The sequence below is a fragment of the Mesorhizobium sp. M0184 genome (assembly GCF_040322215.1).
GTDB lineage: Bacteria > Pseudomonadota > Alphaproteobacteria > Rhizobiales > Rhizobiaceae > Mesorhizobium.
In genome coordinates this window covers 59,386-85,902 of record NZ_JAMYSZ010000008.1, presented here as the reverse complement: position 1 = coordinate 85,902, position 26,517 = coordinate 59,386, and the positions used below count along the sequence as shown (strand labels likewise).

Below are 26,517 nucleotides of genomic sequence, written 5' to 3'. Positions count from 1 at the left end.
ATTGACCGGACGATGATGAACGACAAACCAGAGACTGCCGCCCGCTCCGACGCCGGCAGTGTGATCAAGCCCTCCGAAACGACGGAAGAGGGCTCGAGTCCGAGTACCACGACCGGCAGCTTCGCCAGCGAGGCATCGCCTGCCGGTCCTTCCCTGTTCGATCGCGTGCTCGGGCTTTTCAGGCACCGCAACGGCACCAGCCTGCGCGAGGAGATTGCCGGTGCGCTTGCCGAAACGGCGAGCGATGCAGAATCCTTCTCGCCCGGCGAACGCGCCATGCTCAACAACATCCTGCGCCTGCGCGAAGTGCGGGTCGAGGACGTCATGGTGCCGCGCGCCGACATCGAGGCGGTCGAGATCACCACCAAGCTGGGTGATCTTCTGGGGCTGTTCGAGCAGTCCGGCCATTCCCGCATGCCGGTCTATTCGGAGACGCTCGACGATCCGCGCGGCATGGTTCATATCCGCGACGTGCTGGCGCACATCACCAAGGTCGCCCGCGTCAGAAAGGGCAGGACGACCAGGAAAACTCCGGTCGCGACGGTTCTCGATCTCGCCCAGGTCGATCTGGCGCGCACCATCGGCGATCTCAACCTGATCCGACCGGTGCTGTTCGTGCCGCCGTCGATGCTCGCCTCCGACCTGATGGGGCGAATGCAGACGACGCGCACCCAGATGGCGCTGGTCATCGACGAATATGGCGGCACTGACGGTCTCGTCTCGCTCGAGGATATCGTCGAGATGGTGGTCGGCGACATCGAGGACGAGCACGACGAAGACGAGCCGATGATCACCCAGGCCGGTGAAGGCGTCTTCATCGTCGACGGCAAGGCCGAGATCGACGATGTCGCCAAGATGATCGGCGAGGATTTCGCCGCCGGCGAGCACGGTGAATATGTCGACACGATCGGCGGCATGATCTTCAACACGCTTGGCCGGGTGCCGGCGCGCGGCGAAGTGGTGCAGGCCATACCCGGCTTCGAGTTCCATGTGCTCGACGCCGATCCGCGCCGCGTCAAGCGCGTGCGCATCGTCGAGACCTTGAAGGGCGAGCGCCGCCGCCGCGCCGTCCGCACCGAGCAGGCTTGAAGGACGCGGCTTGCCCGATGCCGGTTGAGGACCCGTTCAAGCACTCAACCTTGGGCTCGGGTGTCTTCTACCAGAATCCGCGGGCCGCATTGACATGGCTTGAAAAGGCTTTCGGCTTCGAGCCGAGCATGGTGGTCAGCGATGCTAATGGCAGGCTCGTCCATTCCGAGATGCGGTTCGGCGACGGCTATATCATCGTCGATTCCGAATGGGCCGACCATATAGCCAGCCCGGCTTCAGTTGCAGGCAAGAACACGCAGTCGGTCTATGTACGCCTGAAGGACGGGATAGATGCCCACTGCGATCGTGCAAGGGCGGCGGGAGCCGAGATCGTCGAGGAGCCTGCCGACCAGCTCTACGGTGAACGGCAGTACAGGGCGCGCGATCCTGAAGGCCATGTCTGGACCTTTTCCCAGACTGTCCGCTCCGTCCCACGCGAAGAGGCTGAGCGGCTGGGCGGACTGAAGATCGAAGGCTGGCATCGATAGCTATGAGCGGACTTGTTCGCTCTTATCCGGTTTGGAGCCAAGCCCGCGGCCTGATAAATCTTGCTTCCTGATTCGCACGACTCGGAAGCATAGATGGAGCGCCAGGCCGGCCGGATAATTCTGCTTTGGGGCTGGCGGCGCGCGCTGGTTGCGTTTCTTGCCGGGGCGCTGGCGGTTCTTGCCCAGGCGCCGTACGATTTCTTCGCCGTCTGTTTCGTTTCGTTTCCCCTGCTGGTGTGGCTACTCGACGGCGCGACCGGCGAAGCCTCGGACGGTTTTCTGCGGCGCTTGCTGCCGGCTTTCGCCATCGGCTGGTGGTTCGGTTTCGGCTACTTTCTTGCCGGTCTCTGGTGGGTCGGCTCGGCGCTTCTGGTCGAGGCCGACAGCTTCGCCTGGGCCTTGCCGTTCGCGGTGGTCGGCATCCCCCTCGCGCTCGCCTTCTTCTATGGCTTCGCCGCCGTGGTCGCCCGGCTGTTGTGGAGCAATGACATCGGCCGCATCGCGGCACTTGCCTTCGGCTTTGCCTTGGCGGAATGGCTGCGCGGCTTCCTGTTCACCGGCTTTCCCTGGAATGCCGTCGGCTATGCGGCGATGCCGGTGCCTTTGCTGATGCAGAGCGTATCGGTGACCGGCATGGTCGGCATGGACGCGCTTGCGGTCTTCGTCTTTGCGCTGCCGGCGCTGCTTGCGGCGCGCCGGCATCTCCGCCTCGGCGCGGCATTGCTTGTCGTTCTCGTCGCCGCCCATGCCGGCTTCGGCTATATCCGGCTCGCCGCCCCCGAAAAGCCGGCCGCCCGCAGTCTTGACGTCCGTATCGTGCAGCCTGCCGTCGACCTTACGGAAAAATGGGATACCTCGGTGCGTGACCGTATCTTCGCCACCATGATGGGGCTTTCGGCCAAGGCGCCGGAACCCGGCCATGACAGGCCGCAATTGATCCTGTGGCCGGAGACGTCCGTGCCGTTTCTGTTCACCGAACGTCCGGATGCCCTGCCTGCGATCGGAGAGATGCTTGGCGATGGCCAGATGCTGGTCGCCGGCGTCGTTCGCGAGGAAGGCGGCTCGGTGGCCGGCAGCCGTTACTACAACTCTGTGGTGGCGATCGACGAAAGAGGCGAAATCATCGATGCCGTCGACAAGGTCCACCTGGTACCCTTCGGCGAATACCTGCCTTTCGCCGATCTGCTCGGCCGCTTCGGGCTTGAGCAGCTTGTTGCCGGTCCAATGACCTTCGCGGCGGGCAATGAGCGGCATCCGATCGCGCTGCCCGGCGGTATCCGGGCGCTGCCGTTTATTTGCTATGAGGTCATCTTTCCCGATCTGGTCGCAGTTGACGCAACGTCAGCCGAGCTTATTGTGAACGTCACCAATGACGCCTGGTTCGGCGACACGCCGGGGCCGTACCAGCACTTCAGGCAGGCGCAGATCCGGGCGGTGGAGAATGGGGTGCCCCTGTTGCGCGCGGCTAATAACGGCATTTCGGCCGTTGTCGACCCGCGCGGTCGCATCGTCGACGCGCTGGCAATCGATGCACGCGGCGCGATCGATGTGCGTGTGCCGATCTCCGACCAAGCCATCGTTTCCTCCGGCCAACGACGCATTAACGGAATGCTGATCATGTTTTTGCTTGCCGTTGCGGCATGCATTTTGAACGTAAGGCAAAGGCTACGGGCGAATTGACAGCCGACACATTAGAAACTCATACTGTAAGCGCCTGAAAATTTTCGAAGTCGATAAGGTCGTTCTGTTGGGGCACGGGCCGCGGCGTCGTTTGGGCAGCAAAATAGAAAAAGCCGGAAAAATTCGGCGAGGAAAAAATGACAGAAGAAAACAAGAAAAAGCCGAATCCGATCGACATCCACGTCGGAAGCCGCATCCGGCTTCGCCGCAATATGCTGGGAATGAGCCAGGAAAAACTGGGTGAAAACCTGGGCATAACGTTCCAGCAGATCCAAAAGTACGAAAAGGGCACCAATCGCGTCGGCGCCAGCCGTTTGCAGGCAATCGCCTCCATACTCGGCGTCCCCGTCGCCTTCTTTTTCGAGGATGCGCCCGGTCAGGAGCACGTGGGCAACCGTGGATTTGCCGAGGATGCTTCGATGACCTCCGCCGTCGAATTCTGCGGCAGCCCGGAAGGCCTCCAGCTGAATCGCGCCTTCGTCAAGATCGCCGACGTGAAAGTGCGCCGCAAGATCATCGAGCTGGTGAAGTCGCTTTCCACCGACGAAGTCGATTGAACTGGCCCGTGAAGAGTTCAACAAGGAAGGGGTCGTCGTAGCTGGGCATGCAATTTCTCGCGGCTGCGCCATTGAGGGATTTTCATTCCGCAGATGCGCTGAAGCGCAGATCGATTTCGCTCGACACGCTTCCTCGAAGCCGTTTTCCTCAGTCTGTTGGTGCAAGGGCTGATCGCAGTGCGCCCTGCCGCCATCTCGGGATGCAAAGATAATAACGTCAAAATTCATGCCAGAACGGCTGCATGGCTTGACGAGCGACGCCCGGCACCGTTAACAACTGGCGCGCCAAAATCGGCGGCCTGCCGATATTTTTTTCAAGAGGGGACACCCGTGACGCGGCACAATTACTTCTTCACCTCGGAATCCGTTGCCGAGGGCCATCCCGACAAGGTCTGCGACCGCATCTCCGACGAGATTGTCGATCTCGTCTATCGCGAAGCCAGAAAGACCGGCATGGACCCGTGGAAGGTCCGCGTTGCCTGCGAGACGCTTGCGACGACCAATCGCGTTGTCATCGCCGGCGAGGTGCGCGTCCCCGAGACGCTGCTCAAGAAGGATAAGGAGGGCAACGTCCTGAAAGATGCGGCCGGCCATCCGATTGTCAACCCGGCCAAGTTCAAGTCGGTCGCTCGCAAGGCGATCCGCGAAATCGGCTACGAGCAGGCCGGCTTCCACTGGAAGACAGCCAAGATCGAGGTCCTGCTGCACGGCCAGTCGCCGGATATCGGCCAAGGCGTCGACAACGCCTCCGACCGGCAAGGCGAGGAGGGAGCCGGCGACCAGGGCATCATGTTTGGCTATGCCTGCCGCGAAACCCCGGACCTGATGCCGGCGCCGATCTATTACAGCCACAAGATCCTCGAATTGCTGGCGGCTGCGCGCCATGAAGGCAGCGGTGATGCCGGCAGGCTCGGGCCGGATGCCAAGAGCCAGGTCACCGTCCGCTATGTCGACGGCAAAGCGGCGGAAGTGACGCAGATCGTGCTGTCGACCCAGCATCTCGATGAGACGTGGGATTCGAAGAAGGTGCGCAACGTCGTCGAGCCCTATATTCGCGAAGCACTGGGCGACCTGAAGATTGCCGACAATTGCAACTGGTACATCAATCCGACCGGCAAGTTCGTCATCGGCGGGCCTGATGGCGACGCCGGCCTGACCGGCCGCAAGATCATCGTCGACACTTATGGTGGGGCTGCGCCTCATGGCGGCGGCGCTTTTTCTGGCAAGGACACCACCAAGGTCGACCGCTCGGCGGCCTATGCGGCGCGTTATCTCGCCAAGAACGTGGTTGCCGCAAAGCTCGCCGATCGCTGCACCATCCAGCTTTCCTATGCGATCGGTGTCGCCCAGCCGCTGTCGATCTACGTCGACCTGCACGGCACCGGCAAGGTCGACGAGGCAAAACTCGAGCGTGCACTGCGCGCCGTGATGGACCTGTCGCCTTCCGGCATCCGCCGCCACCTCGATCTCAACAAGCCGATCTATGCCAAGACGTCGTCCTACGGCCATTTTGGCCGCAAGGCCGGCCGCGACGGATCCTTCTCCTGGGAGAAGACCGATCTCGCCAAGGCGCTCAAGGACGCTCTCGCCGAACCGGTCGCCGAAGCAGTCGCCGCCTAACCGCGGCGCCTATGGATCCGAAGGACCGGCCAAGCCGTGCGACCGAGGCCTTTTTCGGTCGCCGGCGCGGCAAGACCATTCGACCACAACAGGCAGCGGCGCTGGAGAGCGGCTTCGCCGCCTACAGGCTCGATCTGACGGTTGAACCGCCGGCCGACTTGCGCAGCCTTTTCGAAGCCGAAGTTTCGGCTGTCCAGCTCGAAATCGGTTTTGGCGGCGGCGAACATCTTCTGCACCGTGCTACGGCCAGCCAGGCGACCGGCTTTATCGGCGTCGAGCCTTTCGTCAACGGCATGGCCAAGATGATGATGGCGGTCCGGGAGCGGCCGCTTGCCAATCTGCGCGTCTATGACGACGACGCCACACGTCTGCTGGACTGGCTGCCGCAGGCTTCGCTTGACGGCATTGATCTTCTCTATCCGGATCCGTGGCCGAAGAAGAAGCACTGGAAGCGGCGCTTCGTCAGCCCGGTCAATCTCGACCGCTTCGCGCGCGTCCTGAAGCACGGCGGAAAGTTCCACTTTGCGTCCGATATCGATAGCTATGTGAACTGGACGCTCCTGCATTGCCGGGCGCACGACGCCTTCACGTGGCAGGCAAGCGAAGCAGCCGACTGGCACCGGCCCTATGATGGCTGGCCGGGGACGCGCTATGAGGCCAAGGCCATTCGCGAAGGCCGACGGCCCGCCTATCTCACCTTCGTGCGGAAATAAGCGGGAAATTAGAGCTGAGCACAAGGCGAGCGGGCCGAAGGCTCTCGGCGCTCACTTGGCTCAGAAGCGACGGATCTTGTCGAAGGCTGCCGGCTCCATGCCGAGATTGCGCAGATCATGCGCACGCGGCTTGCGACCGCTTTCCACAGCCCGCGACGCGGCTACGGCGCTGCCGAACACGCTAAAGACATCGCCTATGGCTGAAAAAAATCCACGATTGTTCATGATGGTACCCTTTTGAGCGCAGTGAGCGCTCCAATTGTGCAATGCAACATAGATAGTCGTGCGTGGCCGGTGCTCAAAGGGGGATCACTGCATGGGCGCCATGCATTTGGCGCAGCGCTGCGGACTCGGAGCCTTGCCGTCATGCAGGACGGGCTTGAAACGAGGACCACGATCGTCTATATCAGCTTCAAATTCTTGGTCGCTATGACGAAGAGTGGGTCCACCCGGTCCCGCTCTTTTTTATTACCTGCCGACCAACAGAAATCGAGTGACAGGACCGAATGACAGTGACGGCAAGCGAAGGCGACGACCGCATCATCCGCGAAAGCGGCATCGATGCGCGCATCGCGCTGATCGTTCAGCCGGTACTGCGCGCCGTTGGCTTCCGCTTGGTACGTGTGCACCTGTCGGGCCAGAACGGGCTGACGCTGCAGATCATGGCCGAGCGCGAGGACGGCACGATGACGGTCGAGGATTGTGAAGAGGTCAGCCGGGCGGTGTCGCCGGCGCTCGATGTCGATGATCCGATCGAGAAGGCTTATCATCTCGAAGTGTCGTCGCCGGGCATCGACCGGCCGCTGGTCCGCAAATCGGACTTTGCAGCCTGGACCGGCCATCTGGTGAAGATGGAAACGTCGGTTCTCGTCGCCGACCGTAAGCGCTTCAAGGGCAAGATCGCCGAAAGCGACGCGGACGGTGTGCTGATCGAGCGTGACAAGGCCGCTTACGGCGAGGAGCCGACGGTACGTGTTCCCTACGATGCGATTGCCGAAGCGCGGCTGATTCTGACCGACGACCTTATCCGCGATGCGCTGTCGAAGGACAATCGGGCGCGCAAGGAAGCCAGGAAACGCCGCGGCGAACCCGAAGACGCACCAGAGGGTGCGGAAGACGAAACCGAACAGGAAATGTGATTGGGCTGCCGGCCGTAAAGGTCGGCAACAAGCTCGGGAGAAAGAAGATGGTTGTAAGCGCCAACAGGCTTGAACTGCTGCAGATCGCCGATGCGGTCGCGCGTGAAAAGTCGATCGACAAGTCGATCGTCATCGCCGCCATGGCCGATGCGATCCAGAAGGCCGCGCGCTCGCGCTACGGCCAGGAAACCAATATCCGCGCCGACATCAATGCCAACACCGGCGAGATGAAGCTGCAGCGGCTGATGGAAGTGGTCGAGAAGGTCGATGACTACGCGACGCAGATTGCCATTTCCTCGGCGCGCGAGCGCAATCCGGACGCCCAGCTCGGCGATTTCATTGCCGAACAGCTACCGCCGATGGATTTTGGCCGCATCGCCGCCCAGTCCGCCAAGCAGGTCATCGTGCAGAAGGTGCGCGAGGCCGAGCGCGACCGGCAATATGACGAATACAAGGACCGTATCGGCGAGATCGTCAACGGTACCGTCAAGCGCGTCGAATACGGCAACGTCATCGTCGATCTCGGCCGCGGCGAAGCGATCATCCGCCGCGACGAGCTGATTCCGCGCGAAAACTACAAGTATGGCGATCGCGTCCGTGCCTATGTCTATGACGTGCGCCGCGAACAGCGCGGCCCGCAGATCTTCCTGTCGCGCACCCATCCGCAGTTCATGGCGAAGCTGTTCACCATGGAAGTGCCGGAAATCTACGACGGCATCATCGAGATCAAGTCGGTCGCCCGCGATCCGGGTTCGCGCGCCAAGATCGCTGTCATCTCGCGCGACAGCTCCATCGATCCGGTCGGTGCCTGCGTCGGTATGCGCGGCAGCCGCGTCCAGGCGGTCGTCGGTGAATTGCAGGGCGAGAAGATCGACATCATTCCGTGGTCGCCTTCGGCGGCGTCCTTCATTGTCAATGCATTGCAGCCGGCGGAAGTCGCCAAGGTCGTGCTCGACGAGGATGCCGAGCGCATCGAGGTCGTCGTTCCCGACGATCAGCTGTCGCTGGCCATCGGCCGCCGCGGCCAGAACGTCCGTCTTGCCTCGCAGCTCACCGGCTGGGATATCGACATCCTGACCGAGCAGGAAGAGAGCGAACGCCGCCAGAAGGAATTCGTCGAACGGTCGTCGCTGTTCATGGAAGCCCTCGACGTCGACGAGATGGTCGGCCAGGTGCTCGCTTCCGAAGGCTTCACCAGCGTCGAGGAGGTCGCGTATGTCGATTCCGGCGAAATCGCGTCGATCGACGGCTTCGACGAGGACACGGCTTCGGAAATCCAGACCCGCGCCCGCGAATATCTGGAGAAGATCGAAGCCGAGCATGACGAGAAGCGCAAGGCGCTCGGCGTCAACGACGAGCTGCGCGAGATTCCCGGCATCACCACCGCCATGATGGTGACGCTCGGCGAGGACGGCGTGAAGACGATCGAGGATTTCGCCGGCTACGCCGCCGACGACCTGACCGGTTGGAAGGAACGCAAGGACGGCGAGACGAAGGTATTCCCGGGTGTGCTCGCCAACCACGGCGTATCACGCGCCGATGCCGAGCAGATGGTCCTGGCCGCTCGCCTGAAGGCTGGCTGGATCACCGAAGACGAGCTTGCCGCCGAGGGCGTGCCGGCTGACGAAACCGTCGGTGCGTGAGGTGAAACCGCATCGCACCGAACCCGCCCTTGGACGAGATGAACGATCGCACCTGCATCGTCACCCGCAGGCAAGCCGAACCGGATGAACTGATCCGTTTCGTCGTCGGCCCGGATTCGGCCGTCGTTCCGGACATCAAGAGAAACCTGCCCGGCCGCGGTTGCTGGGTTACGGCCGACCGCCTACATATAGAAAAGGCAGCGGCCAAAAACCTGTTTGCCCGTGCTTTTAAGGCGCAGGTGAGCGTGTCGGCCGATCTTGGCGGCATGGTCGACGCGCTGCTTTCCAGGTCCGCTCTGGGCATGCTTGGCCTGGCCCGCAAGGCGGGCGCCATAGCACTCGGAGCGACCAAGGTCGAGAGCGCCGTGCGCGGCGGACTTGCACTTTTCGTGCTCCACGCGACCGAGGCTTCCGACGATGGCGTCCGCAAGATAAGCCAGGCGCGACGGGCAACCGTCCACCTCGGCGGGCCTGCGATCCGCGCTTACAAACTTTTCTCCGAGGCCGAGTTGAGCTTGGCATTGGGGGGTACAAATGTGATACATGCTGCCGTTCTCGCGGGAGACGCGGGCAGGGCGGTCCAGAAGCGCATGGTTGCGCTCGACCGATATCGGGGCGGTTCCCCGGACGATCTGGCAATGCTTGCGGCCGTTGCTGACGAAGATGATGCCGCAGAGGATATGGAATGAGCGATACGAAATCGGGCGACGACAAGACGCTGAGTGTTACGCCGAAGAAGACCTTGACGCTGAAGCGCCCCGGTATGGAACAGGGCACGGTGCGCCAGAACTTCTCACACGGCCGCACCAAGTCGGTGGTCGTCGAGACCAAGAAGCGCAAGTTCTCGCTGCCCGGCGACAAGCCGGAGCCGGCGGCAGCGCCTGTGTCCGTCTTCACGCCGAAGCCGGTCGCGGCAGCGCCCGCCGTGCAGGAAGCTCCCAAGGCGCCTCCCCCTCCGCCGCCGGTCGAACGCGGCGGCATGGTGCTGAACGAGTTGTCGCGCCAGGAAATGGAAGCACGCCGCCGGGCTCTCGAGGGCTCGAAGGTCCGTGATGTCGAGGATCGCCAGCGCGCCATCGAGGAAGCCAAGCGCCGCAGCGAGGACGAAGAGCGCCGCCGCCGCGAGCGCGAGGAATCGGCTCGCCGTCAGGCCGAGGAAGAGGCACGGCTGCAAGCCGAGGCCGAATCCCGCCGCCGTGCCGAGGAAGAGGCGCGCCGCCGTGCGCCGCTCGCCGCCGAACTGGCAACAGTCGATGACGAGGAAGAGGTCAAACCGAAGCGGGCCGGTGCCGGCGCACCAGTGCGCCGTCTGGTCACGCCGGAAGTGGCGCGTCCGGCCAAACCGACCAAGGGCGAGGAAGACCGCCGCCGCGGCAAGCTGACGCTGAATTCGGCGCTTTCCGACGAGGATGCGCGCGCCCGCTCGCTCTCGTCGATGCGCCGCCGTCAGGAGAAATTCAAGCGCGCGTTGCATAACGAGCCACGCGAGAAAGTCATGCGTGAAGTGATCCTGCCCGAAACCATCACCATCCAGGAGCTGGCGCAGCGCATGTCCGAGCGCGCTGTCGACGTGGTCAAGTTCTTCATGAAGCAGGGCCAGATCCTGAAGCCTGGTGACGTCATCGACGCCGACACGGCCGAACTCGTCGCCACCGAATTTGGCCACACGGTCCGCCGCGTCGCCGAGTCCGACATCGAAGAGGGCTTGTTCAACATCGCCGATCGTCCCGAGGACCTGCAGCCGCGTCCGCCGGTGGTAACGATCATGGGTCATGTCGATCACGGCAAGACCTCGTTGCTCGATGCCATCCGCAATGCCAACGTCGTCTCCGGCGAGGCCGGCGGCATTACCCAGCATATCGGCGCCTATCAGGTCGAGAAGAACGGTCACAAGGTTACCTTCATCGACACGCCCGGCCACGCCGCCTTCACGGCGATGCGTGCCCGCGGTGCCCAGGCGACCGATATCGCCATCCTCGTGGTGGCAGCTGACGACAGCGTCATGCCTCAGACGATCGAATCGATCAATCACGCCAAGGCGGCCGGCGTTCCGATCATTGTGGCGATCAACAAGATCGACAAGCATGACGCCGACCCGCAGAAGGTGCGTTCGGAACTGCTGCGCCACGAGGTGTTCGTCGAATCCATGGGCGGTGAGGTGCTGGATGTCGAGGTGTCGGCGACCAAGGGCATCAATCTCGACAAGTTGCTCGAAGCGATCCTGCTGCAGGCCGAAATCCTCGACCTGAAGGCCAATCCGGACCGCACCGCCGAAGGCGTGGTCATCGAAGCCCAGCTCGACAAGGGCCGCGGCCCAGTCGCTACCGTGCTGGTGCAGACCGGCACGTTGATGCCGGGCGACATTCTCGTCGCCGGCAACGAATGGGGCCGGGTACGCGCGCTCGTCAATGATCGCGGCGAGCAGGTCAAGGAAGCGCCGCCGGCAATGCCGGTGGAAGTCCTCGGTCTGCAAGGCACGCCACTGGCCGGCGACCGCTTCGCCGTGGTCAACAACGAGGCCCGCGCCCGCGAGATCACCGAATACCGCCAGCGTCTGGCACGCGAGAAGGCGGTGGCCAGGCATGCCGGCCAGCGCGGTTCGCTGGAGCAGATGATGTCGCAGTTGCAGACCAGCGGACTGAAAGAATTCCCGCTGGTTATCAAGGGCGACGTGCAGGGTTCGATCGAGGCGATCAACGCCGCGCTGGACAATCTCGGCACCGACGAGGTGCGTGCCCGCATCGTCCATGCGGGAGCCGGCGGTATCACCGAAAGCGACGTGTCGCTGGCGGAGACCTCGGGGGCCGCGATCATCGGCTTCAACGTTCGCGCCAATGTGCAGGCGCGTGCGGCAGCGGCCGCGGCAGGCATCGAGATCCGCTACTACTCCATCATCTACAATCTCGTGGATGACGTGAAGGCGGCGCTCTCCGGCCTGCTCTCGCCGGAGCGTCGCGAGACCTTCATCGGCAATGCCGAGATCCTCGAGATCTTCGACATCACCAAGGTCGGCAAGATCGCCGGCTGCCGTGTCACCGAAGGCAAGGTCGAGCGTGGTGCGGGCGTGCGCCTGATCCGCGACAACGTCGTCATCCACGAAGGCACGCTGAAGACCCTGAAGCGCTTCAAGGACGAGGTTTCGGAAGTTCCGGGCGGCCAGGAATGCGGCATGGCCTTCCAGAACTACGAGGACATGCGCGTCGGTGACGTCATCGAGTGCTTCCGCGTCGAGATGGTGACCAGGACACTATAAAGCGCTTGGCACCGATATGGGCCAGGACGTTCCAAATTTGGAAGGTATGTTCCCTCTATGGGAGTATACCTTCCAGACAAATGATACGCAGCTTAAACGTGCTGCGCGTTCGTTTTCCGATCTGAGGTATGGTCGATCCAGGCGTTGGATTCTTACAGGGCTTGCTTGGCTGATTTTGATAGCCGCAATTCTTTTGATTATCTGGACATCTGCGTTGGCCGTCGCTCTGCTGGAGTACCTTGCAAAGGGCGTGGTTTCCAGTGAGACAATTTACGTTCTGGCCCCAATTGCTATGGGGACAATATATATAATAATAGCTCGTAGTTTTTTGGTTCCTTTAAAAAGGAAGGCACATAATAAGAAGCTTGGCAATATCGCTGAATCGGTTAAGATTTTCGACGGGTATATTATCCAGTTTTTGGACGAGAGCTCGATAAAGAATCGAAAGATAGAACGGATGCATCTCAGCAACGATTATTTATTCTTCGTTATTGACGACGGCACCCGTTTCGTTTTTGTCCCGAGAGATGTCGTTACCGCCGATGCGCTTGCGAAAATAAAAATCTGGGTAGCTGACGCTCGGTCATAGAATGAGGACCAATTAACGCAGGTTCCCAAGGGTAGCCAAGCCAGTTCAACAGCGCTAAGTGGGCGGCTTGAGGCGGTTCGAACCCGCGCGAAGGAAGAATTTTCATGCCTAGACCATCAACGGCTGGCCCATCCCAGCGCATGCTGCGCGTCGGCGAGCAGGTGCGCCATGCTCTGTCGGAAACCTTGCAGCGCGGCGAGATCCTCGATCCGCTGATCGAGAACACGGTGGTTTCGGTCTCGGAAGTGCGCATGTCGCCCGATCTCAAGATCGCCACCGCCTTCGTTTCGCCGCTCGGCGCCAAGGATGCCGGGGCGGTGATCGAGGCGCTCAACAAGCATGCGAAGTTCGTGCGCGGCCGAGTCTCCGGCGCGCTGCGCCAGATGAAGTACATGCCGGAATTCCGCTTCCGGCTCGACACCAGCTACGACAATTTCCAGAAGATAAACGAGTTGCTGCACTCGCCCGAAGTGGCGCGCGATCTCAGCGCCGACGACAAAGACAAAGACGACCGGAAGGACAGCGAATAGTGGCGCGTCGCGGCAAGAAGAAGGGCCGGCCGATCTCGGGCTGGCTGGTACTGGACAAGCCGGTCGGCATGGGCTCGACTGAAGCCGTCTCCAAGATCAAATGGCTGTTCCAGGCGGAAAAGGCCGGCCATGCCGGCACGCTCGACCCGCTGGCGTCCGGCATGCTGCCGATCGCGCTCGGCGAAGCGACCAAGACCGTGCCATACGTCCAGGACGGCGCCAAGGTCTACCGCTTCACGGTTGCCTGGGGCGAGGAGCGTTCGACCGACGACCTCGAAGGCCCGGCGACCAAAAGCTCGGACCGCCGTCCGGCGGAAGCCGACGTACGGGCGCTGCTTTCGAAATATACCGGCGTCATCATGCAGACGCCGCCGCAATTTTCGGCGATCAAGATCGCCGGCGAGCGCGCCTACGACCTTGCCCGCGATGGCGAGACGATCGACATTCCGGCACGCGAGGTCGAGATCGGCCGGCTCGATCTGGTCGAGCACATGGCCGATCGCACCATCTTCGAGGTCGAATGCGGCAAGGGCACCTACGTCCGCTCGCTGGCGCGCGACATGGGCCGCGACCTTGGCTGCTTTGGTCACATCGCCGAGCTGCGGCGGGTCGAGGTCGAGCCGTTCACGCAGGAAGATTTCGTTACCCTGGCCGAGCTGGAAGCCGCCCGCTTCGGCGAGCAGGGCGAGCCGCAAGCAGCAGACGCCCCGATCGACTTCGGTGCCATCGATGCACTTCTGGTCGACACCGCCGCCGCGCTCGAATGCCTGCCGCAGGTCGCGATCAGCGATGATGCGGCAACCAAAATCCGCCTCGGCAATCCGGTCATCATTCGCGGCCGTGACGCGCCGGTAGAAGCGGAGGAGGCCTGCGCCACCGCGCGCGGCAAGCTGGTCGCCATCGGCGCCATCGAGCAAGGCATGTTCAAGCCAAAGCGGGTCTTTATCGGGTAACAGCTGTCTCTCGGCGCATGATCTCCAACCGGATTCTATTTTGGGAAAGGATCATGCGCTAAATCAACAGGCCTACGGCGTCGTTTGCCGTCCGAAAGGATGCGCTGCGCTGTAGTGCCGTTCGACGCTGCACTCGAGGGGGCACATGGCAAAGGCTGACACGGTCAACAAACGAGCGGCGCTCAAAACACGGCGGCCGCCGGTCGGGGCCTCGCCCGGCACGCTGATCGCCGACCCGGCGGCACGCCGTTCCGAGCTCAGGCTGACATTGATCTCGCCCGAAAAGTTCAAGACCATCGACAATGCCAGCATCGACGACGTCAACACCCATTGCCACAATTGGCCGGTTATCTGGCTCGATTGCACAGGCCTCGCCAACATCCAGCTGATCGAGGAGATCGGCCGGATCTTCAACCTGCATCCGTTGGCGCTGGAAGATGTCGTCAACACCGGCCAGCGGCCGAAGGTGGATTTCTTCGAGGACCATGCCTTTGTCGTCGTCAGGATGATCGACGATGTCACCGCGCATCGCTACGAACAGATCGCCGTCTTCTTCGGCAGGAACTTCGTCGTCACCTTCCAGGAACGCGAAGGCGACCCGTTCGATCCCGTGCGCAAGCGGATCGCAAGCTCGGTGCCCAACCGCTTGCGCTCGCGCGGCGCCGACTATCTCGCCTATGCTTTGATCGACGCCATCGTCGACAGCTATTTCCCGCCAATCGAGGCTGCCGGCGAATTGGTCGACAGCATTGAGGACCAGATGCTGAACCAGGCGCACAAGCATCAGATGCGGCAGCTTCACGAATTGCGGCGCGATGCCAATGTGCTGAAGGGCGTGCTTTGGCCGATGCGCGACGCGCTGGCGACCATGATCCGCAATGACGTCTCTTATGTGAAGGCCGAAACCAAGATATTTCTGAACGACACGCTCGATCATTCGCTGCGATTGATCGAACTGGTCGAAACCCAGCGCGACATGCTGACCGGCCTGATCGAGATGCACTTGTCGCTCAGCCAGGCGCGCACCAACGACGTCATCAGCTATCTGACGATCGTCTCGGTGATCTTCATGCCGCTTACCTTTCTCGTCGGCGTATGGGGCATGAATTTCGACCCCGACACCTCGCCCTGGAACATGCCGGAGCTGAAGGCCTATTACGGCTATCCCCTGTCGCTCGTCTTCATGGCGCTTGTTGCGGTCGGGCTCTTTGCGTACTTCAAATGGAAGAAATGGCTCTGACTAGGCGGAAGTGCCCGTTTATGCAGCAAAAAGCCGGCTTGTGAATTAGGCTGGCCTTTTTGTCGGAATTGCACTATATGCGCCGCAGCCTCGCGCTTTGACGCGTTGCTTGCACCGGCCCCTGCTGGACGACATCCCGGCTGAGGGCGTCCCGTTTCCTCAAACAGACAAGGAAAAACACGATGTCGATTACTGCCGAACGCAAGAAGGAATTGATGGGCGAATTCGCTACCGCCAAAGGCGATACCGGGTCTCCGGAAGTCCAGGTGGCCATCCTTTCGGAGCGCATCAAGAACCTGACCGACCATTTCAAGGACCACAAGAAGGATAACCATTCCCGCCGTGGTCTGCTCGCTCTCGTTTCCCAGCGCCGCAGCCTGCTTGATTATCTCAAGCGCAAGGACGACGCGCGCTATCAGACGCTGATCGAGAAGCTCGGTCTGCGCCGTTGACGAATTGACCGGCGGGTTCTTTCGAGAGCCCGCCGGTCGCGCATTGGAGCATCGGGTCATCCAAGGCTCCATGAAGGAAGTAGGAAGGAACTAGAGCGCCGCGCATCGGTTTGGGTGCGCAAAGGACGCTCTGAAGTTTAGATTTGCGCAGGATATTTTCCGAAAACCTGGTTTTCGGGTTCACGCGCAAGGCCACTCGGATCGATTGGCCAACCCGGTTTCGAAACAGCAGAGGGCCGCTCGAAACCGCCCATGGACGGTCATGGGGCAGGATTGCAGGACGCTCGTGCGGCACCGCGCCGAATAAACCGAGCCTCCCGTTGTCTTGCCCGTGGCTGCCCGAGAAAGGAAGCCAAGGGAAAGGGGCATCCGCGCACGCTGAAACGGCGCGGCCCTTTCCGCATATGAAGGACAAGACATGTTCAATTACCACAAAGTGGAAATCGAATGGGGCGGCCGTCCGCTCATTCTCGAAACCGGCAAGATCGCACGTCAGGCTGACGGCGCGGTGCTGGCCACCTATGGCGAAACCAAGGTTCTCGCCACCGTCGTCTCGATGAAAGAGCCGAAGCCCGGCCTCGACTTCTTTCCGCTGACGGTCAACTACCAGGAAAAGACTTACGCCGCCGGCAAGATCCCGGGTGGCTATTTCAAGCGGGAAGGCCGTCCGAGCGAGAAGGAAACGCTGGTTTCCCGCCTGATCGACCGCCCGATCCGCCCGCTCTTCGCCGAAGGCTACAAGAACGACACCCAGATCGTCGTCACCGTCGTCCAGCACGATCTCGAAAATGACCCGGACATCCTGTCGATCGTCGCCACCTCCGCCGCCCTGACCTTGTCCGGCGTGCCGTTCATGGGCCCGGTTGGCGGCGCCCGCGTCGGCTACATCAACGGCGAATATGTGCTCAACCCGCATGTCGACGAGATGCAGGAATCGAAGCTCGACCTGGTCGTCGCCGGCACCGCCGACGCCGTGCTGATGGTCGAGTCCGAAGCCAAGGAACTCGGCGAGGACCTTATGCTTGGCGCCGTCATGTTCGGCCACAGGGGCTTCCAGCCGGTGATCGACGCGATCATCAAGCTGGCTGAAGTCGCGGCCAAGGACCCGCGCGACTTCACCGCGCCGGACTATTCCGCACTTGAAGCCGAGATGCTCAAGATCGTCGAAGGCGAGCTTCGCGACGCCTACAAGATCACCGACAAGCAGAAGCGCTATGCCGCCGTCGACGCCGTCAAGGCGAAGGTCAAGGCCGCGTTCGCGCCGGCAGAAGGCGAAGAGGCCAAATACACGTCCGAACAGATCGGCACCGTGTTCAAGGAGCTCCAGGCCAAGGTCGTGCGCTGGAACATCCTCGACACCGGTTCGCGCATCGACGGCCGCGACCTGAAGACGGTCCGCAAGATCGTCTCGGAAGTCGGCGTCCTGCCGCGCACGCACGGCTCGGCGCTGTTCACTCGCGGCGAGACCCAGGCACTGGTTGTCGCCACGCTCGGCACCGGCGAGGACGAGCAGTATGTCGATTCGTTGACCGGCATGTACAAGGAGAAGTTCCTCCTGCACTACAACTTCCCTCCCTATTCGGTCGGTGAAACCGGCCGCATGGGTTCGCCGGGCCGCCGCGAAATCGGCCATGGCAAGCTCGCCTGGCGCGCCATCCGGCCGATGCTTCCGACCGCCGACCAGTTCCCCTATACGTTGCGCGTCGTTTCGGAGATCACCGAGTCCAACGGCTCGTCGTCAATGGCTACCGTCTGCGGCACCTCGCTGGCTCTGATGGATGCCGGCGTGCCGCTTGCCAAGCCGGTCGCCGGCATTGCGATGGGCCTGATCAAGGAAGGCGAGCGCTTCGCCGTGCTCTCCGACATCCTTGGCGACGAGGACCACCTCGGCGACATGGACTTCAAGGTTGCCGGCACCGCCTACGGCATCACCTCGCTGCAGATGGACATCAAGATCGAGGGCATCACCGAGGAGATCATGAAGATCGCCCTCGACCAGGCCAAGGATGGCCGTCAGCACATTCTCGGCGAAATGGCCCACGCGCTGTCCGGCGCACGTGCAGAGCTCGGCGAGTTCGCGCCGCGCATCGAGGTCATGCACATCCCGACCGACAAGATCCGCGACGTGATCGGCTCGGGCGGCAAGGTCATCCGCGAGATCGTCGAAAAGACCGGCGCCAAGATCAACATCGAGGACGACGGCACCGTCAAGATCGCCTCGGCCAATGCCAAGGAGATCGAGGCGGCGAAGAAGTGGATACACACCATCGTCGCCGAGCCGGAAGTCGGTGAAATCTACGAAGGCACGGTCGTCAAGACCGCCGACTTCGGCGCTTTCGTCAATTTCTTCGGTCCGCGTGACGGCCTCGTCCACATATCGCAACTCGCCAATGACCGCGTCGCCAAGACCTCCGATGTGGTCAAGGAAGGCGACAAGGTCTGGGTCAAGCTGATGGGCTTCGACGAGCGCGGCAAGGTCCGCCTGTCGATGAAGGTCGTCGACCAGGCCACCGGCAAGGAAATCGTGCGCGACAAGAAGAGCGAAGGCGAAGAAAACGCCGCCTAAGCTGATCTAACTATGCAATCGAAGCGGGCGCGCCGGAAGGTCGCGCCCGTTTGCGTTTCAACAACAGCCTTGCAGTTCAAGAGTGGTGAATGTCCGCCGAGCCGCTGAAAACGCTTTTCCATCCGTTCGAGGCCGGTGCTGTTTCCCTGCCACGAAAGGATGAACGCATACTCTTTCTCGGTGCCGAGCCCGGCTTTCGCTTGCCGGAAGGGTTTGATGCCAAGCTTCATCTTGTCCAAGGCTTCAGGCCGCACTTTCGCGCCTTGCAGGCGTCCGGCTTCGCGGTCACGCCGCAGGTCGAAGGCGAGGCTTTCGACGCGGCATTTGTGCTCGCTGGCCGCCATCGCGGCCAAAACGAGGTGCGCGTTGCCGAAGCGGTCGAACGCGCAGCACCAGGCGGGTTGATCGTTGCCGCCGGCAGCAAGGACGATGGAATCGCCAGCCTGCGCAAGCATGTCGGCGCCCTTGTGCCGCTCGAAGGCCACCTGCCGAAGCATCACGGCATTGCCTTTTGGTTTCGCCGGCCGGCCGATACCGTTGCCGCGGCAACGCTTCGCGCCGCCAATCCGGACTTGGTGGTCGAGGACCGCTTCCGCACGGCCCCAGGCATGTTTTCCTTCGACAAGATCGATGCCGGATCGAAGCTGCTGGTCGAAAATCTGCCCAACGATCTGCGTGGCAGCGTTGCGGATTTCTGTGCCGGTTGGGGCTATGTCGCCGCCGAAGTCGCCGCCCGCTCACCCGGCATATCGGCGCTTGACCTTTACGAAGCGGATTTCGAGGCGCTGGAGGCGGCCAAGGCCAATGTCGGCAACACAGGCGTGGGGCCACGTTTCTTCTGGATAGATCTTTTGAGCGAACCGGTCGAGCGCCGCTACGACGTGGTCGTCATGAACCCGCCCTTTCACCGCAGCCGGGCGACTGAGCCGGAAATCGGTGCCGGCATGATCCGCGCGGCAGGCAAGGCGCTGAAGCCCGGCGGCCGGCTGTTCATGGTGGCAAACCGTCAGCTTCCCTACGAACCGGTGCTGGCGGCCGCCTTCTCCAGCCATGCGGAGCTCGCCCGCGACGGCATGTTCAAGGTCTTATCGGCGCGACGCTGAAATCCTGCGGGGCAAGCCGGCGATACGTCGCTCGCGCTATTCCCGCCCGCCGTCGGTCTGCTTCAATTCGTCAAGCGTCGGCATGGAAACGATGTGATAGCCGGAATCGACATAGTGGATTTCGCCGGTGACGCCGGATGACAGGTCGGACAGCAAATAGAGCGCGGAGCCGCCGACTTCGTCGATCGTCACTGTACGGCGTAGCGGCGAGTTGCGCTGCTGGTAGGAGAACATGTGGCGTGCGTCGGAAATCCCGGCGCCCGCAAGCGTCCGTACCGGTCCCGCCGATATGCCGTTCACCCTGATGCCGCGCGGGCCGTAGTCGTTGGCGAGATAGCGGACGCTGGCCTCCAGCCCCGCCTTGGCGACACCCATAACGTTGTAGTTCGGCATGACACGGACCGAGCCGGCATAGGTCAGCGTGATCATCGAACCGCTATCCTTCATCAATGTGGCGGCGTGACGGGCGATCTCGGTGAAGGAGTAGCAGGAGATCACCATGGTGCGGATGAAGTTGTCGCGGCTCGTATCGGCGTAGAGGCCTTTCAGCTCGTTCTTGTCGGAAAAGCCGATGGCATGGACGACGAAATCCAGCCCGCCCCACGCCTTCCCCAAAGTCTCGAAAGTCGCGGCGACCGACACGCTGTCCTCGACGTCGCAAGGCACCACCAGGGATGCGCCCAATTTCTCGGCGAGCGGCTTGACCCGGCGCCCGAAGGCCTCGCCCTGATAGGTGAAGGCGAGGTCCGCGCCATGTTCGGACAGTTTGCGGGCGATACCCCAGGCGATCGAATGATCGTTGGCAACACCCATGACAAGCCCGCGCTTGCCCTTCATCAATCCGTCCATGGTCGGCAAATCCTTATGCGGAATAGCGCTGGAAAATCAGCGTTGCGTTGGTGCCACCGAAACCGAACGAATTGGACAAAACGGTGTCGATCCTTGCATCGTCGATGCGCTTGCGCACGATCGGCATGTCCTCGAATTCCGGATCGAGGTTCTCAATGTGGGCGCTCTCGCCGATGAAGCCGCCTTGCATCATCAGGATCGAGTAGATCGATTCCTGCACGCCGGCGGCGCCCAGAGAATGGCCGGTTAGCGATTTGGTCGACGTGATGAAAGGCATCTTCTCGCCGAACACCTCGCGGATGGCGTCCATTTCCTTGGAGTCGCCGACCGGCGTCGAGGTGCCGTGCGTATTGATGTAGTCGACCGGCGAGGACACCGTTGCGAGCGCCTGCTTCATGCAGCGCGCCGCGCCTTCGCCCGACGGTGCCACCATGTCGTAGCCGTCCGATGTCGCGCCATAGCCGACGATCTCGGCATAGATCTTGGCGCCGCGTGCCTTGGCATGCTCGAGCTCTTCAAGAATCAGCACGCCGGCGCCGCCGGCAATGACGAAACCGTCGCGATCGACGTCGTAGGCGCGTGAGGCGACCGATGCCCTGTCGTTGAACTTGGACGACATGGCGCCCATGGCATCGAAGAGATCCGACATCGTCCAGTCGAGATCCTCATGGCCGCCGGCGAAGACGATGTCCTGCTTGCCCCACTGGATCAGCTCGTAGCCATTGCCGATGCAATGCGCAGACGTCGAGCAGGCCGATGAGATCGAATAGTTGACGCCGTGGATCTTGAACCAGGTGGCAAGCGTCGCCGACGCGGTCGACGACATCGCTTTTGGCACCGCGAACGGCCCGATCCGCTTGGGGCTGCCGTTTTTGATCGTGGTCTCGGCCGCCTCGACGATAGCACGGGTCGACGGTCCGCCGGAGCCCATCACGATACCGGTGCGCTCGTTGGTGATGTCGGCCTCGTCGAGGCCGGCGTCTGCGATCGCCTGGTCCATTGCGACATGGTTCCAGGCAGCACCCTGCGACAGGAAGCGCATGGCGCGACGGTCGATCATGCCCGATGGGTCCAGCGTCGGCGCACCCCACACCCGGCAACGGAAGCCATGCTCGGCGAAAGAGTCGGAGAAGCTGATGCCGGATCTGGCATCGTGCAGCGAGGTCTGCACCTCGTTGGCATTGTTGCCTATCGACGACACGATGCCGAGACCTGTGACTACGACCCGTCTCATTCGCAACTCCTTCCAGCGCGGACCCCGAACCTGAAATCAATTTCCGGAATGGAACCATGCGCAAATTAAAGTGCTACAGCGTTCATCAGACGTCCAAGACGTCGTACTGTAGGGTCTTCGTTCAGACGGCGGCCGATTGCTTGGACAGACCGACCTTCAGATCCGTTGCCGCGTATATGGGCTCGCCATCTGCCTTCAGCCAGCCATCGGCGATGCCAAGCACAAGCCGACCGCGCATCACTCGCTTGAAGTCGACGCCATACTCCACCTTCTTGACCGAAGGCGTGACCATGCCTTTGAACCTCACCTCACCGGTCGACAGCGCCATCCCCTTGCCGGGTTCACCGAGCCATCCGAGATAGAACCCCGTCAACTGCCACATGGCGTCCAGGCCTAGGCATCCTGGCATGATCGGATTACCGATGAAATGGCAGGCGAAAAACCACAAATCCGGCTTGATATCGAATTCCGCGCGGATGAAACCCTTGTCGAACGCACCGCCGGTCTCGCTGATCTCGGTGATGCGGTCGAACATCAGCATCGGCGGATAGGGCAGCTGCGCATTTCCCGGTCCGAACAGCTCGCCGCGGGCGCAGGCAAGCAATTCCTCGTAACCGTAGCTGGATTTCGAACCCGCCATCAATCTCGTCCCCGTGATCGTCCCGGGCGATAGGCGCCCTTGTCGGTGGTTTCCTAACACAATCTGTTTCAGGCCGGAAACCGGCGCTTGCGCTTAACCTGCCCGTCTGCCCGGGTCAATGCGCGCTATTGATCGCATTCGGTCGACAGAATATATGTCAGCACACGTCCAGTTTCGGCAGATGCTCAATTTCTGCCATTTTGGACCTGTCTGAGGCGGAACTGTGAGCGCGACGGATAGATGGATCTGGGTTGCCGGAAGGATAATGTCGCTGTGGACAAGCGGGTTCGCGAGGCCGGTCTGAGGCCGACACGCCAGCGCATCGCGCTGGCCGATCTGCTTTTCGCCAAGGGCGACCGCCATCTTTCGGCCGAGGAACTGCACGAGGAGGCGCTTGCCGCCGGCGTGCCGGTGTCTCTGGCCACCGTCTACAATGCTCTGCACCAGTTTACCCAGGCCGGTCTTCTCCGCATCCTTGCCGTCGAGGGATCGAAGACTTATTTCGACACCAACACTTCCGATCACCATCATTTCTATATCGAGGGCGAAAACAGGATCTTCGACATCGACAGCGGCCCGGTGACGGTTTCCAACCTGCCGGAACCGCCGGAGGGCATGGAGATCGCCAATGTCGATATCGTGGTGAGACTGCGTCCGAAACGCTGCGACTGACCGGCGCCTTATGAAATTCCTGGATTTGACGCTCCGGCTCGAATGGGTCGCCGTCGCGGTGGCGGCTCTTGTCTTCTATGCGATCGCCGGTGTTTCCTGGTGGCTGTTTGCCGTGCTCATTCTGGCGCCCGACCTGTCGATGCTGGGTTACATGGCCGGGCCGCGCGTCGGGGCGGTCGCCTACAACGCCTTGCACATACTGATCTTGCCCGTTCTGCTGGCGCTTGTCGGCAGCGTCTTTGACAATGCAATGGCGGTAGCTGTCGCGCTGATCTGGATCGCCCACATCGCCATCGACCGCGCTCTGGGCTATGGTTTGAAGCTGTCAAGCAGTTTCCAGGATACCCATCTCGGCCGCATCGGCCGCTAAACCATCCCCGAACCGAAGATCAGCGGAACAAATGCCGGATCCGGTGCTTACAGCGCTGGCCCGACCTGTGGTTCGGAAAAGTCAGTTCTTGACCTTTTCGCCGGGATAGGCACCCCAGACCAGCGACTGCGCGAGCCAGCCGGTATGGCCGTCGAAGGTCATTTCGCACCACTGGCCATCGCAGGACTTGATCGTGCCCATCACCCCCGGTTCGAGGATCGCGATGACGCCTGCATCTTTTGCCGGGTCGTCAAGGAGGTTGACGCGAGCGTCCTTGCCGCGCTGCCAGGGGGCGACGATCGCCGTGCGACGGCCCGAAAGCAGCGACTGATTGATCCAGCCTTCCGAGCCGTCGGCATCACGCACACGGCGCCACGTATCGAACTCCTGGATGATCTCCATCGGCAGGCCTGGCTTCATATACATCCAGTCGACGGAATAATTGACGCCCGGCCCAACGCGCGAGTTGACGCGGCCGGATTTCAGGCTGACGAAGCGCGGCAGCGGCAAGCCGCTTGGTCCGAGCGTGACGCTCTGGGCGGGTGCGGCGGCACTTTGCGCCATCACCAGTGGGCTATGGATGAGAGCGCCGAGGAATGCTGCACTGAGGGTCAGGCGGAGCGACGCGAAACCAGACACTTTCGTTCCTTTCGGCGCCGGCCCATCGGCCTTCGCCCCTTTTTCTTTGTCTTCGGCGGAACCGCTTGTTACATGAGTGAGCGGTACCGCGATCGGCTCTCAGTTTCGCCGTTCTTGGTTAAAGAGGTCTCAACGAGATCGGGTTCGAGGAAACAATGGCAGGCAAAAAGAAGCCCCTCGTCGTCATCACGCGCAAGTTGCCCGACCTAGTCGAGACCCGCATGCGCGAGTTGTTCGACGCCCGCTTGAATGTGGAGGACAGGCCGATGACGCAGCCGGAACTGGTGGCGGCGGTCAAGGAGGCCGACGTGCTGGTGCCGACTGTGACCGACAATATCGACGCGGCGCTGATTGCCCAGGCCGGCGACAACCTCAAGCTGATCGCCAACTTCGGCAATGGCGTCGACAAGATCGACGTTGCGGCAGCGGCCAAGAAAGGCATCACCGTCACCAACACGCCGAACGTGTTGACCGAAGATACGGCCGACATGACCATGGCGCTGATGCTGGCCGTACCGCGGCGGCTGGCTGAAGGCGCCAACGTGCTGACCGGCGATAAGAAATGGGCGGGCTGGTCGCCGACCTGGATGCTCGGCCGGCGCATTTGGGGCAAACGGCTCGGCATTGTCGGCATGGGTCGCATCGGCACCGCTGTCGCCAGGCGCGCCAAGGCGTTTGGCCTCTCGATCCACTACCACAACCGCCACCGCGTACTGCCGGCAATCGAGGACGAGTTGGAAGCGACGTATTGGGAAAGCCTTGACCAGATGCTCGCCCGCATGGACATTATCTCGGTCAATTGTCCATCGACACCGGCAACCTTCCACCTGCTTTCTGCACGGCGGCTGGCGCTTCTGCAACCGTCAGCTTACATAGTCAACACCGCGCGCGGCGATATCATCGATGAGGAATCGCTGGTCAAGCTCATCCATGACGGCAAGATCGCTGGCGCAGGCCTCGACGTCTACGAGCACGAGCCGGCGCTGAACAGCAAGCTGCTGAAGCTTGCCCACAAAGGCAAGGTCGTGCTGTTGCCGCATATGGGTTCGGCGACGCTCGAAGGCCGTATCGACATGGGCGAGAAGGTGATCATCAATATCCGCGCCTTCTTCGATGGTCATCGCCCGCCCGACCGCGTGCTGCCGTTGAGGGCGTGACCTGCCGTCACGCCGGCACGGTCTTGCCGCGGCAACCGCGCGTTCGTCGTTGGATAGCTTTGGCTTACGAAAACGCCTTGCGCATGGTGATTGAGGTCGGCCGGTCGTAGCCCTTGTGCGCTGTCCGTTCGGTTTCACGAAAACCGAGGCGGGCAAAGGCTGCGTGATTGCCGGTCAGCTCGATCCGGGTCTGGAGCTCGATGGCGGTCCTGTTGTGGCTGCGGGCAAGATCTTCGACGGCCTGCATCAGCTGTTTTCCAATGCCTTGTCCCTGAAGAACCGGCTCGACCGCGAGCTTTCCAACATAGAGCTCGTCTGCGCGCTTCAGGATGAAGACGCAACCGACGATCTCGTTTTCCTTCAGCGCCAGGAATGCTGTCTCCTCCAGCGCTCTAGCCCTGAGATTTTCAATGGTGAGCCGATGCGCCGAGGACGGCGGGTCAATAACCCCGTCCATAAAGGCGAAGGCGCGCATGACCAGCGCCAGCACCTCGTCCCAACGGTCGAAATCGGCCGCAAGCTGCACGATGGAAACGTCGGCAGGCAGGCTCACGGGCTGGTTCGCTTGTAGCGGATCGTGTCGAAGCGTGCCGCCAGCGCATCGTAGAGCAGCAGTCGTCCGACCAGCGGCTCGCCAATCCCGGTGATCAGCTTGATCGCTTCCATGGCTTGCAGCGTGCCGATGACCCCGGTCAGCGCGCCGACAATGCCGGCCACCGCGCAGGATGGCACCAGTCCCGGCGGCGGCGCCTCGGGAAAGAGATCGCGGTAGCTTGGGTTCAACTTGCCGTCCGGGCCGGTTTCGAATGGCTTCAGTACGGTGACCGAGCCGTCAAAGCGGCCAACGGCGGCATGCACGAGCGGCCGGCTTTCCGCGGCGCAGGCGTCGGCCACCGCGTAGCGTGTCTCGAAATTGTCGGAGCCGTCAACGACGATGTCATAACGGGCAATGAGGGTAGGGGCGTTGTCCACGGTCAGCCTGAAATTGTGCTCTTCCACGACGACGTTTGGATTGATGCGGATGATCGCCGCTCTGGCGCTGTCGGTTTTCGCCATCCCGACATCGCCCGTGGCGTGGATCACTTGTCGTTGCAGGTTGGAAAGCGAAACGATGTCGTCGTCGACGATACCGAGAGTGCCAATCCCTGCGGCGGCGAGATATTCGAGCACCGGCGCTCCCAATCCGCCGGCGCCAATGACGAGCACCCGCGCCCGCTTCAGCCGCTGCTGGCCGGCGCCGCCGATCTCGGGCAGCACGATGTGGCGGGCGTAGCGTTCGAGCTCTTCATCGGTGAGGGCGGCTGTGATCATCGCCGGACCATATAGCGGAGGAAAAAGCTT

At 61.9% G+C, this 26,517-nt stretch carries 27 protein-coding genes; 20 read left to right on the top strand and 7 right to left on the bottom strand.

Translation table 11 applies throughout. From position 1 onward, the window contains the following. The first annotated feature begins 15 nt into the window (after window positions 1-15). The 6 genes from NKJ23_RS12400 to trmB all read left to right on the top strand — a co-directional run bounded on the left by NKJ23_RS12400 (window position 16) and on the right by trmB (window position 6,147). On the top strand, window positions 16-1,089 hold the full coding sequence (locus tag NKJ23_RS12400; protein ID WP_352448597.1) for a hemolysin family protein: 1,074 nt from the start codon (window positions 16-18) through the stop codon (window positions 1,087-1,089). Window positions 1,090-1,106: 17 nt separating this feature from the next. Next, the gene (locus tag NKJ23_RS12395) at window positions 1,107-1,577 is read left to right on the top strand and encodes a VOC family protein (RefSeq protein WP_352680491.1); all 471 of its coding nucleotides are present in this window, start codon (window positions 1,107-1,109) and stop codon (window positions 1,575-1,577) included. Window positions 1,578-1,670: 93 nt separating this feature from the next. Continuing rightward, window positions 1,671-3,257: an apolipoprotein N-acyltransferase gene (gene lnt / locus NKJ23_RS12390; protein ID WP_352680490.1), complete on the top strand. Its 1,587-nt coding sequence runs from the start codon at window positions 1,671-1,673 to the stop codon at window positions 3,255-3,257. Window positions 3,258-3,394: 137 nt separating this feature from the next. Then, window positions 3,395-3,814, top strand: a complete 420-nt coding sequence (locus NKJ23_RS12385) for a helix-turn-helix domain-containing protein (RefSeq protein WP_352680489.1) — start codon at window positions 3,395-3,397, stop codon at window positions 3,812-3,814. A gap of 330 nt (window positions 3,815-4,144) precedes the next feature. Next, entirely contained in the window at window positions 4,145-5,434 is a 1,290-nt protein-coding gene (gene metK / locus NKJ23_RS12380; RefSeq protein WP_023676896.1) for a methionine adenosyltransferase, read from the top strand. A gap of 11 nt (window positions 5,435-5,445) precedes the next feature. Continuing rightward, entirely contained in the window at window positions 5,446-6,147 is a 702-nt protein-coding gene (gene trmB / locus NKJ23_RS12375; RefSeq protein ID WP_352614602.1) for a tRNA (guanine(46)-N(7))-methyltransferase TrmB, read from the top strand. 60 nt (window positions 6,148-6,207) lie between these two features. Here trmB and NKJ23_RS12370 read toward each other — a convergent pair whose 3' ends face one another. Further along, window positions 6,208-6,372 carry a hypothetical protein gene (locus NKJ23_RS12370; protein ID WP_352448601.1) on the bottom strand — a complete coding sequence of 55 codons (165 nt, stop codon included), beginning with the start codon at window positions 6,370-6,372 and terminating at the stop codon, window positions 6,208-6,210. Between the two features lie 281 nt (window positions 6,373-6,653). Between NKJ23_RS12370 and rimP the strand changes: the two genes are divergently transcribed. From rimP to NKJ23_RS12315, 11 genes are all read left to right on the top strand, one after another. Continuing rightward, entirely contained in the window at window positions 6,654-7,286 is a 633-nt protein-coding gene (gene rimP / locus NKJ23_RS12365; protein ID WP_352680488.1) for a ribosome maturation factor RimP, read from the top strand. Window positions 7,287-7,333: 47 nt separating this feature from the next. Then, a complete protein-coding gene (gene nusA, locus NKJ23_RS12360; protein ID WP_352680487.1) occupies window positions 7,334-8,929 on the top strand; it encodes a transcription termination factor NusA in 1,596 nt (531 codons plus the stop codon). 38 nt (window positions 8,930-8,967) lie between these two features. Beyond that, window positions 8,968-9,618, top strand: coding sequence for an RNA-binding protein (locus NKJ23_RS12355; RefSeq protein ID WP_352680486.1), 651 nt, complete (start codon window positions 8,968-8,970; stop codon window positions 9,616-9,618). Further along, complete coding sequence (infB, locus tag NKJ23_RS12350; protein ID WP_352680485.1) at window positions 9,615-12,182, top strand: translation initiation factor IF-2; 2,568 nt, start codon at window positions 9,615-9,617, stop codon at window positions 12,180-12,182. Before NKJ23_RS12355 ends, infB begins: the two co-directional genes overlap by 4 nt. Before the next feature lie 16 nt (window positions 12,183-12,198). Continuing rightward, entirely contained in the window at window positions 12,199-12,771 is a 573-nt protein-coding gene (locus tag NKJ23_RS12345; protein ID WP_352680484.1) for a hypothetical protein, read from the top strand. Window positions 12,772-12,875: 104 nt separating this feature from the next. Beyond that, entirely contained in the window at window positions 12,876-13,301 is a 426-nt protein-coding gene (gene rbfA, locus NKJ23_RS12340; protein ID WP_352613883.1) for a 30S ribosome-binding factor RbfA, read from the top strand. Then, window positions 13,301-14,254 carry a tRNA pseudouridine(55) synthase TruB gene (truB, locus tag NKJ23_RS12335; RefSeq protein ID WP_023676905.1) on the top strand — a complete coding sequence of 318 codons (954 nt, stop codon included), beginning with the start codon at window positions 13,301-13,303 and terminating at the stop codon, window positions 14,252-14,254. Before rbfA ends, truB begins: the two co-directional genes overlap by 1 nt. A gap of 145 nt (window positions 14,255-14,399) precedes the next feature. Next, complete coding sequence (corA, locus tag NKJ23_RS12330; RefSeq protein ID WP_352680483.1) at window positions 14,400-15,494, top strand: magnesium/cobalt transporter CorA; 1,095 nt, start codon at window positions 14,400-14,402, stop codon at window positions 15,492-15,494. A 140-nt stretch (window positions 15,495-15,634) separates the two neighbouring features. Then, the gene (gene rpsO / locus NKJ23_RS12325) at window positions 15,635-15,946 is read left to right on the top strand and encodes a 30S ribosomal protein S15 (RefSeq protein ID WP_280940423.1); all 312 of its coding nucleotides are present in this window, start codon (window positions 15,635-15,637) and stop codon (window positions 15,944-15,946) included. A gap of 418 nt (window positions 15,947-16,364) precedes the next feature. Next, entirely contained in the window at window positions 16,365-18,512 is a 2,148-nt protein-coding gene (gene pnp, locus NKJ23_RS12320) for a polyribonucleotide nucleotidyltransferase (RefSeq protein ID WP_292654001.1), read from the top strand. 89 nt (window positions 18,513-18,601) lie between these two features. Continuing rightward, window positions 18,602-19,615, top strand: coding sequence for a class I SAM-dependent methyltransferase (locus tag NKJ23_RS12315; RefSeq protein ID WP_352680482.1), 1,014 nt, complete (start codon window positions 18,602-18,604; stop codon window positions 19,613-19,615). 36 nt (window positions 19,616-19,651) lie between these two features. Here NKJ23_RS12315 and fabI read toward each other — a convergent pair whose 3' ends face one another. The 3 genes from fabI to fabA all read right to left on the bottom strand — a co-directional run bounded on the left by fabI (window position 19,652) and on the right by fabA (window position 22,338). Further along, window positions 19,652-20,464, bottom strand: a complete 813-nt coding sequence (gene fabI, locus NKJ23_RS12310; RefSeq protein WP_023676910.1) for an enoyl-ACP reductase FabI — start codon at window positions 20,462-20,464, stop codon at window positions 19,652-19,654. Between the two features lie 13 nt (window positions 20,465-20,477). Next, window positions 20,478-21,698: a beta-ketoacyl-ACP synthase I gene (gene fabB, locus NKJ23_RS12305; protein ID WP_352680481.1), complete on the bottom strand. Its 1,221-nt coding sequence runs from the start codon at window positions 21,696-21,698 to the stop codon at window positions 20,478-20,480. Between the two features lie 121 nt (window positions 21,699-21,819). Next, window positions 21,820-22,338: a 3-hydroxyacyl-[acyl-carrier-protein] dehydratase FabA gene (gene fabA / locus NKJ23_RS12300; protein ID WP_023676912.1), complete on the bottom strand. Its 519-nt coding sequence runs from the start codon at window positions 22,336-22,338 to the stop codon at window positions 21,820-21,822. Window positions 22,339-22,578: 240 nt separating this feature from the next. On the opposite strand from fabA, the gene irrA reads away from it, so the two are divergent. Next, the gene (gene irrA / locus NKJ23_RS12295) at window positions 22,579-23,010 is read left to right on the top strand and encodes an iron response transcriptional regulator IrrA (RefSeq protein ID WP_023676913.1); all 432 of its coding nucleotides are present in this window, start codon (window positions 22,579-22,581) and stop codon (window positions 23,008-23,010) included. A 10-nt stretch (window positions 23,011-23,020) separates the two neighbouring features. Continuing rightward, window positions 23,021-23,380: a DUF4260 domain-containing protein gene (locus NKJ23_RS12290; RefSeq protein ID WP_352680480.1), complete on the top strand. Its 360-nt coding sequence runs from the start codon at window positions 23,021-23,023 to the stop codon at window positions 23,378-23,380. Window positions 23,381-23,461: 81 nt separating this feature from the next. Here the strand turns inward: NKJ23_RS12290 and NKJ23_RS12285 are convergent, their stop codons facing one another. Beyond that, entirely contained in the window at window positions 23,462-24,019 is a 558-nt protein-coding gene (locus tag NKJ23_RS12285) for an SH3 domain-containing protein (RefSeq protein WP_023676915.1), read from the bottom strand. A gap of 155 nt (window positions 24,020-24,174) precedes the next feature. Between NKJ23_RS12285 and NKJ23_RS12280 the strand changes: the two genes are divergently transcribed. Continuing rightward, complete coding sequence (locus NKJ23_RS12280; RefSeq protein WP_352680479.1) at window positions 24,175-25,176, top strand: 2-hydroxyacid dehydrogenase; 1,002 nt, start codon at window positions 24,175-24,177, stop codon at window positions 25,174-25,176. Between the two features lie 64 nt (window positions 25,177-25,240). On the opposite strand, the gene NKJ23_RS12275 is transcribed toward NKJ23_RS12280, so the two are convergent. Continuing rightward, complete coding sequence (locus NKJ23_RS12275; protein ID WP_352680478.1) at window positions 25,241-25,729, bottom strand: GNAT family N-acetyltransferase; 489 nt, start codon at window positions 25,727-25,729, stop codon at window positions 25,241-25,243. Beyond that, window positions 25,726-26,487, bottom strand: coding sequence for a molybdopterin-synthase adenylyltransferase MoeB (locus NKJ23_RS12270; protein ID WP_352680477.1), 762 nt, complete (start codon window positions 26,485-26,487; stop codon window positions 25,726-25,728). The genes NKJ23_RS12275 and NKJ23_RS12270 overlap by 4 nt, the downstream gene beginning before the upstream one ends. Between the last annotated feature and the right edge of the window lie 30 nt (window positions 26,488-26,517).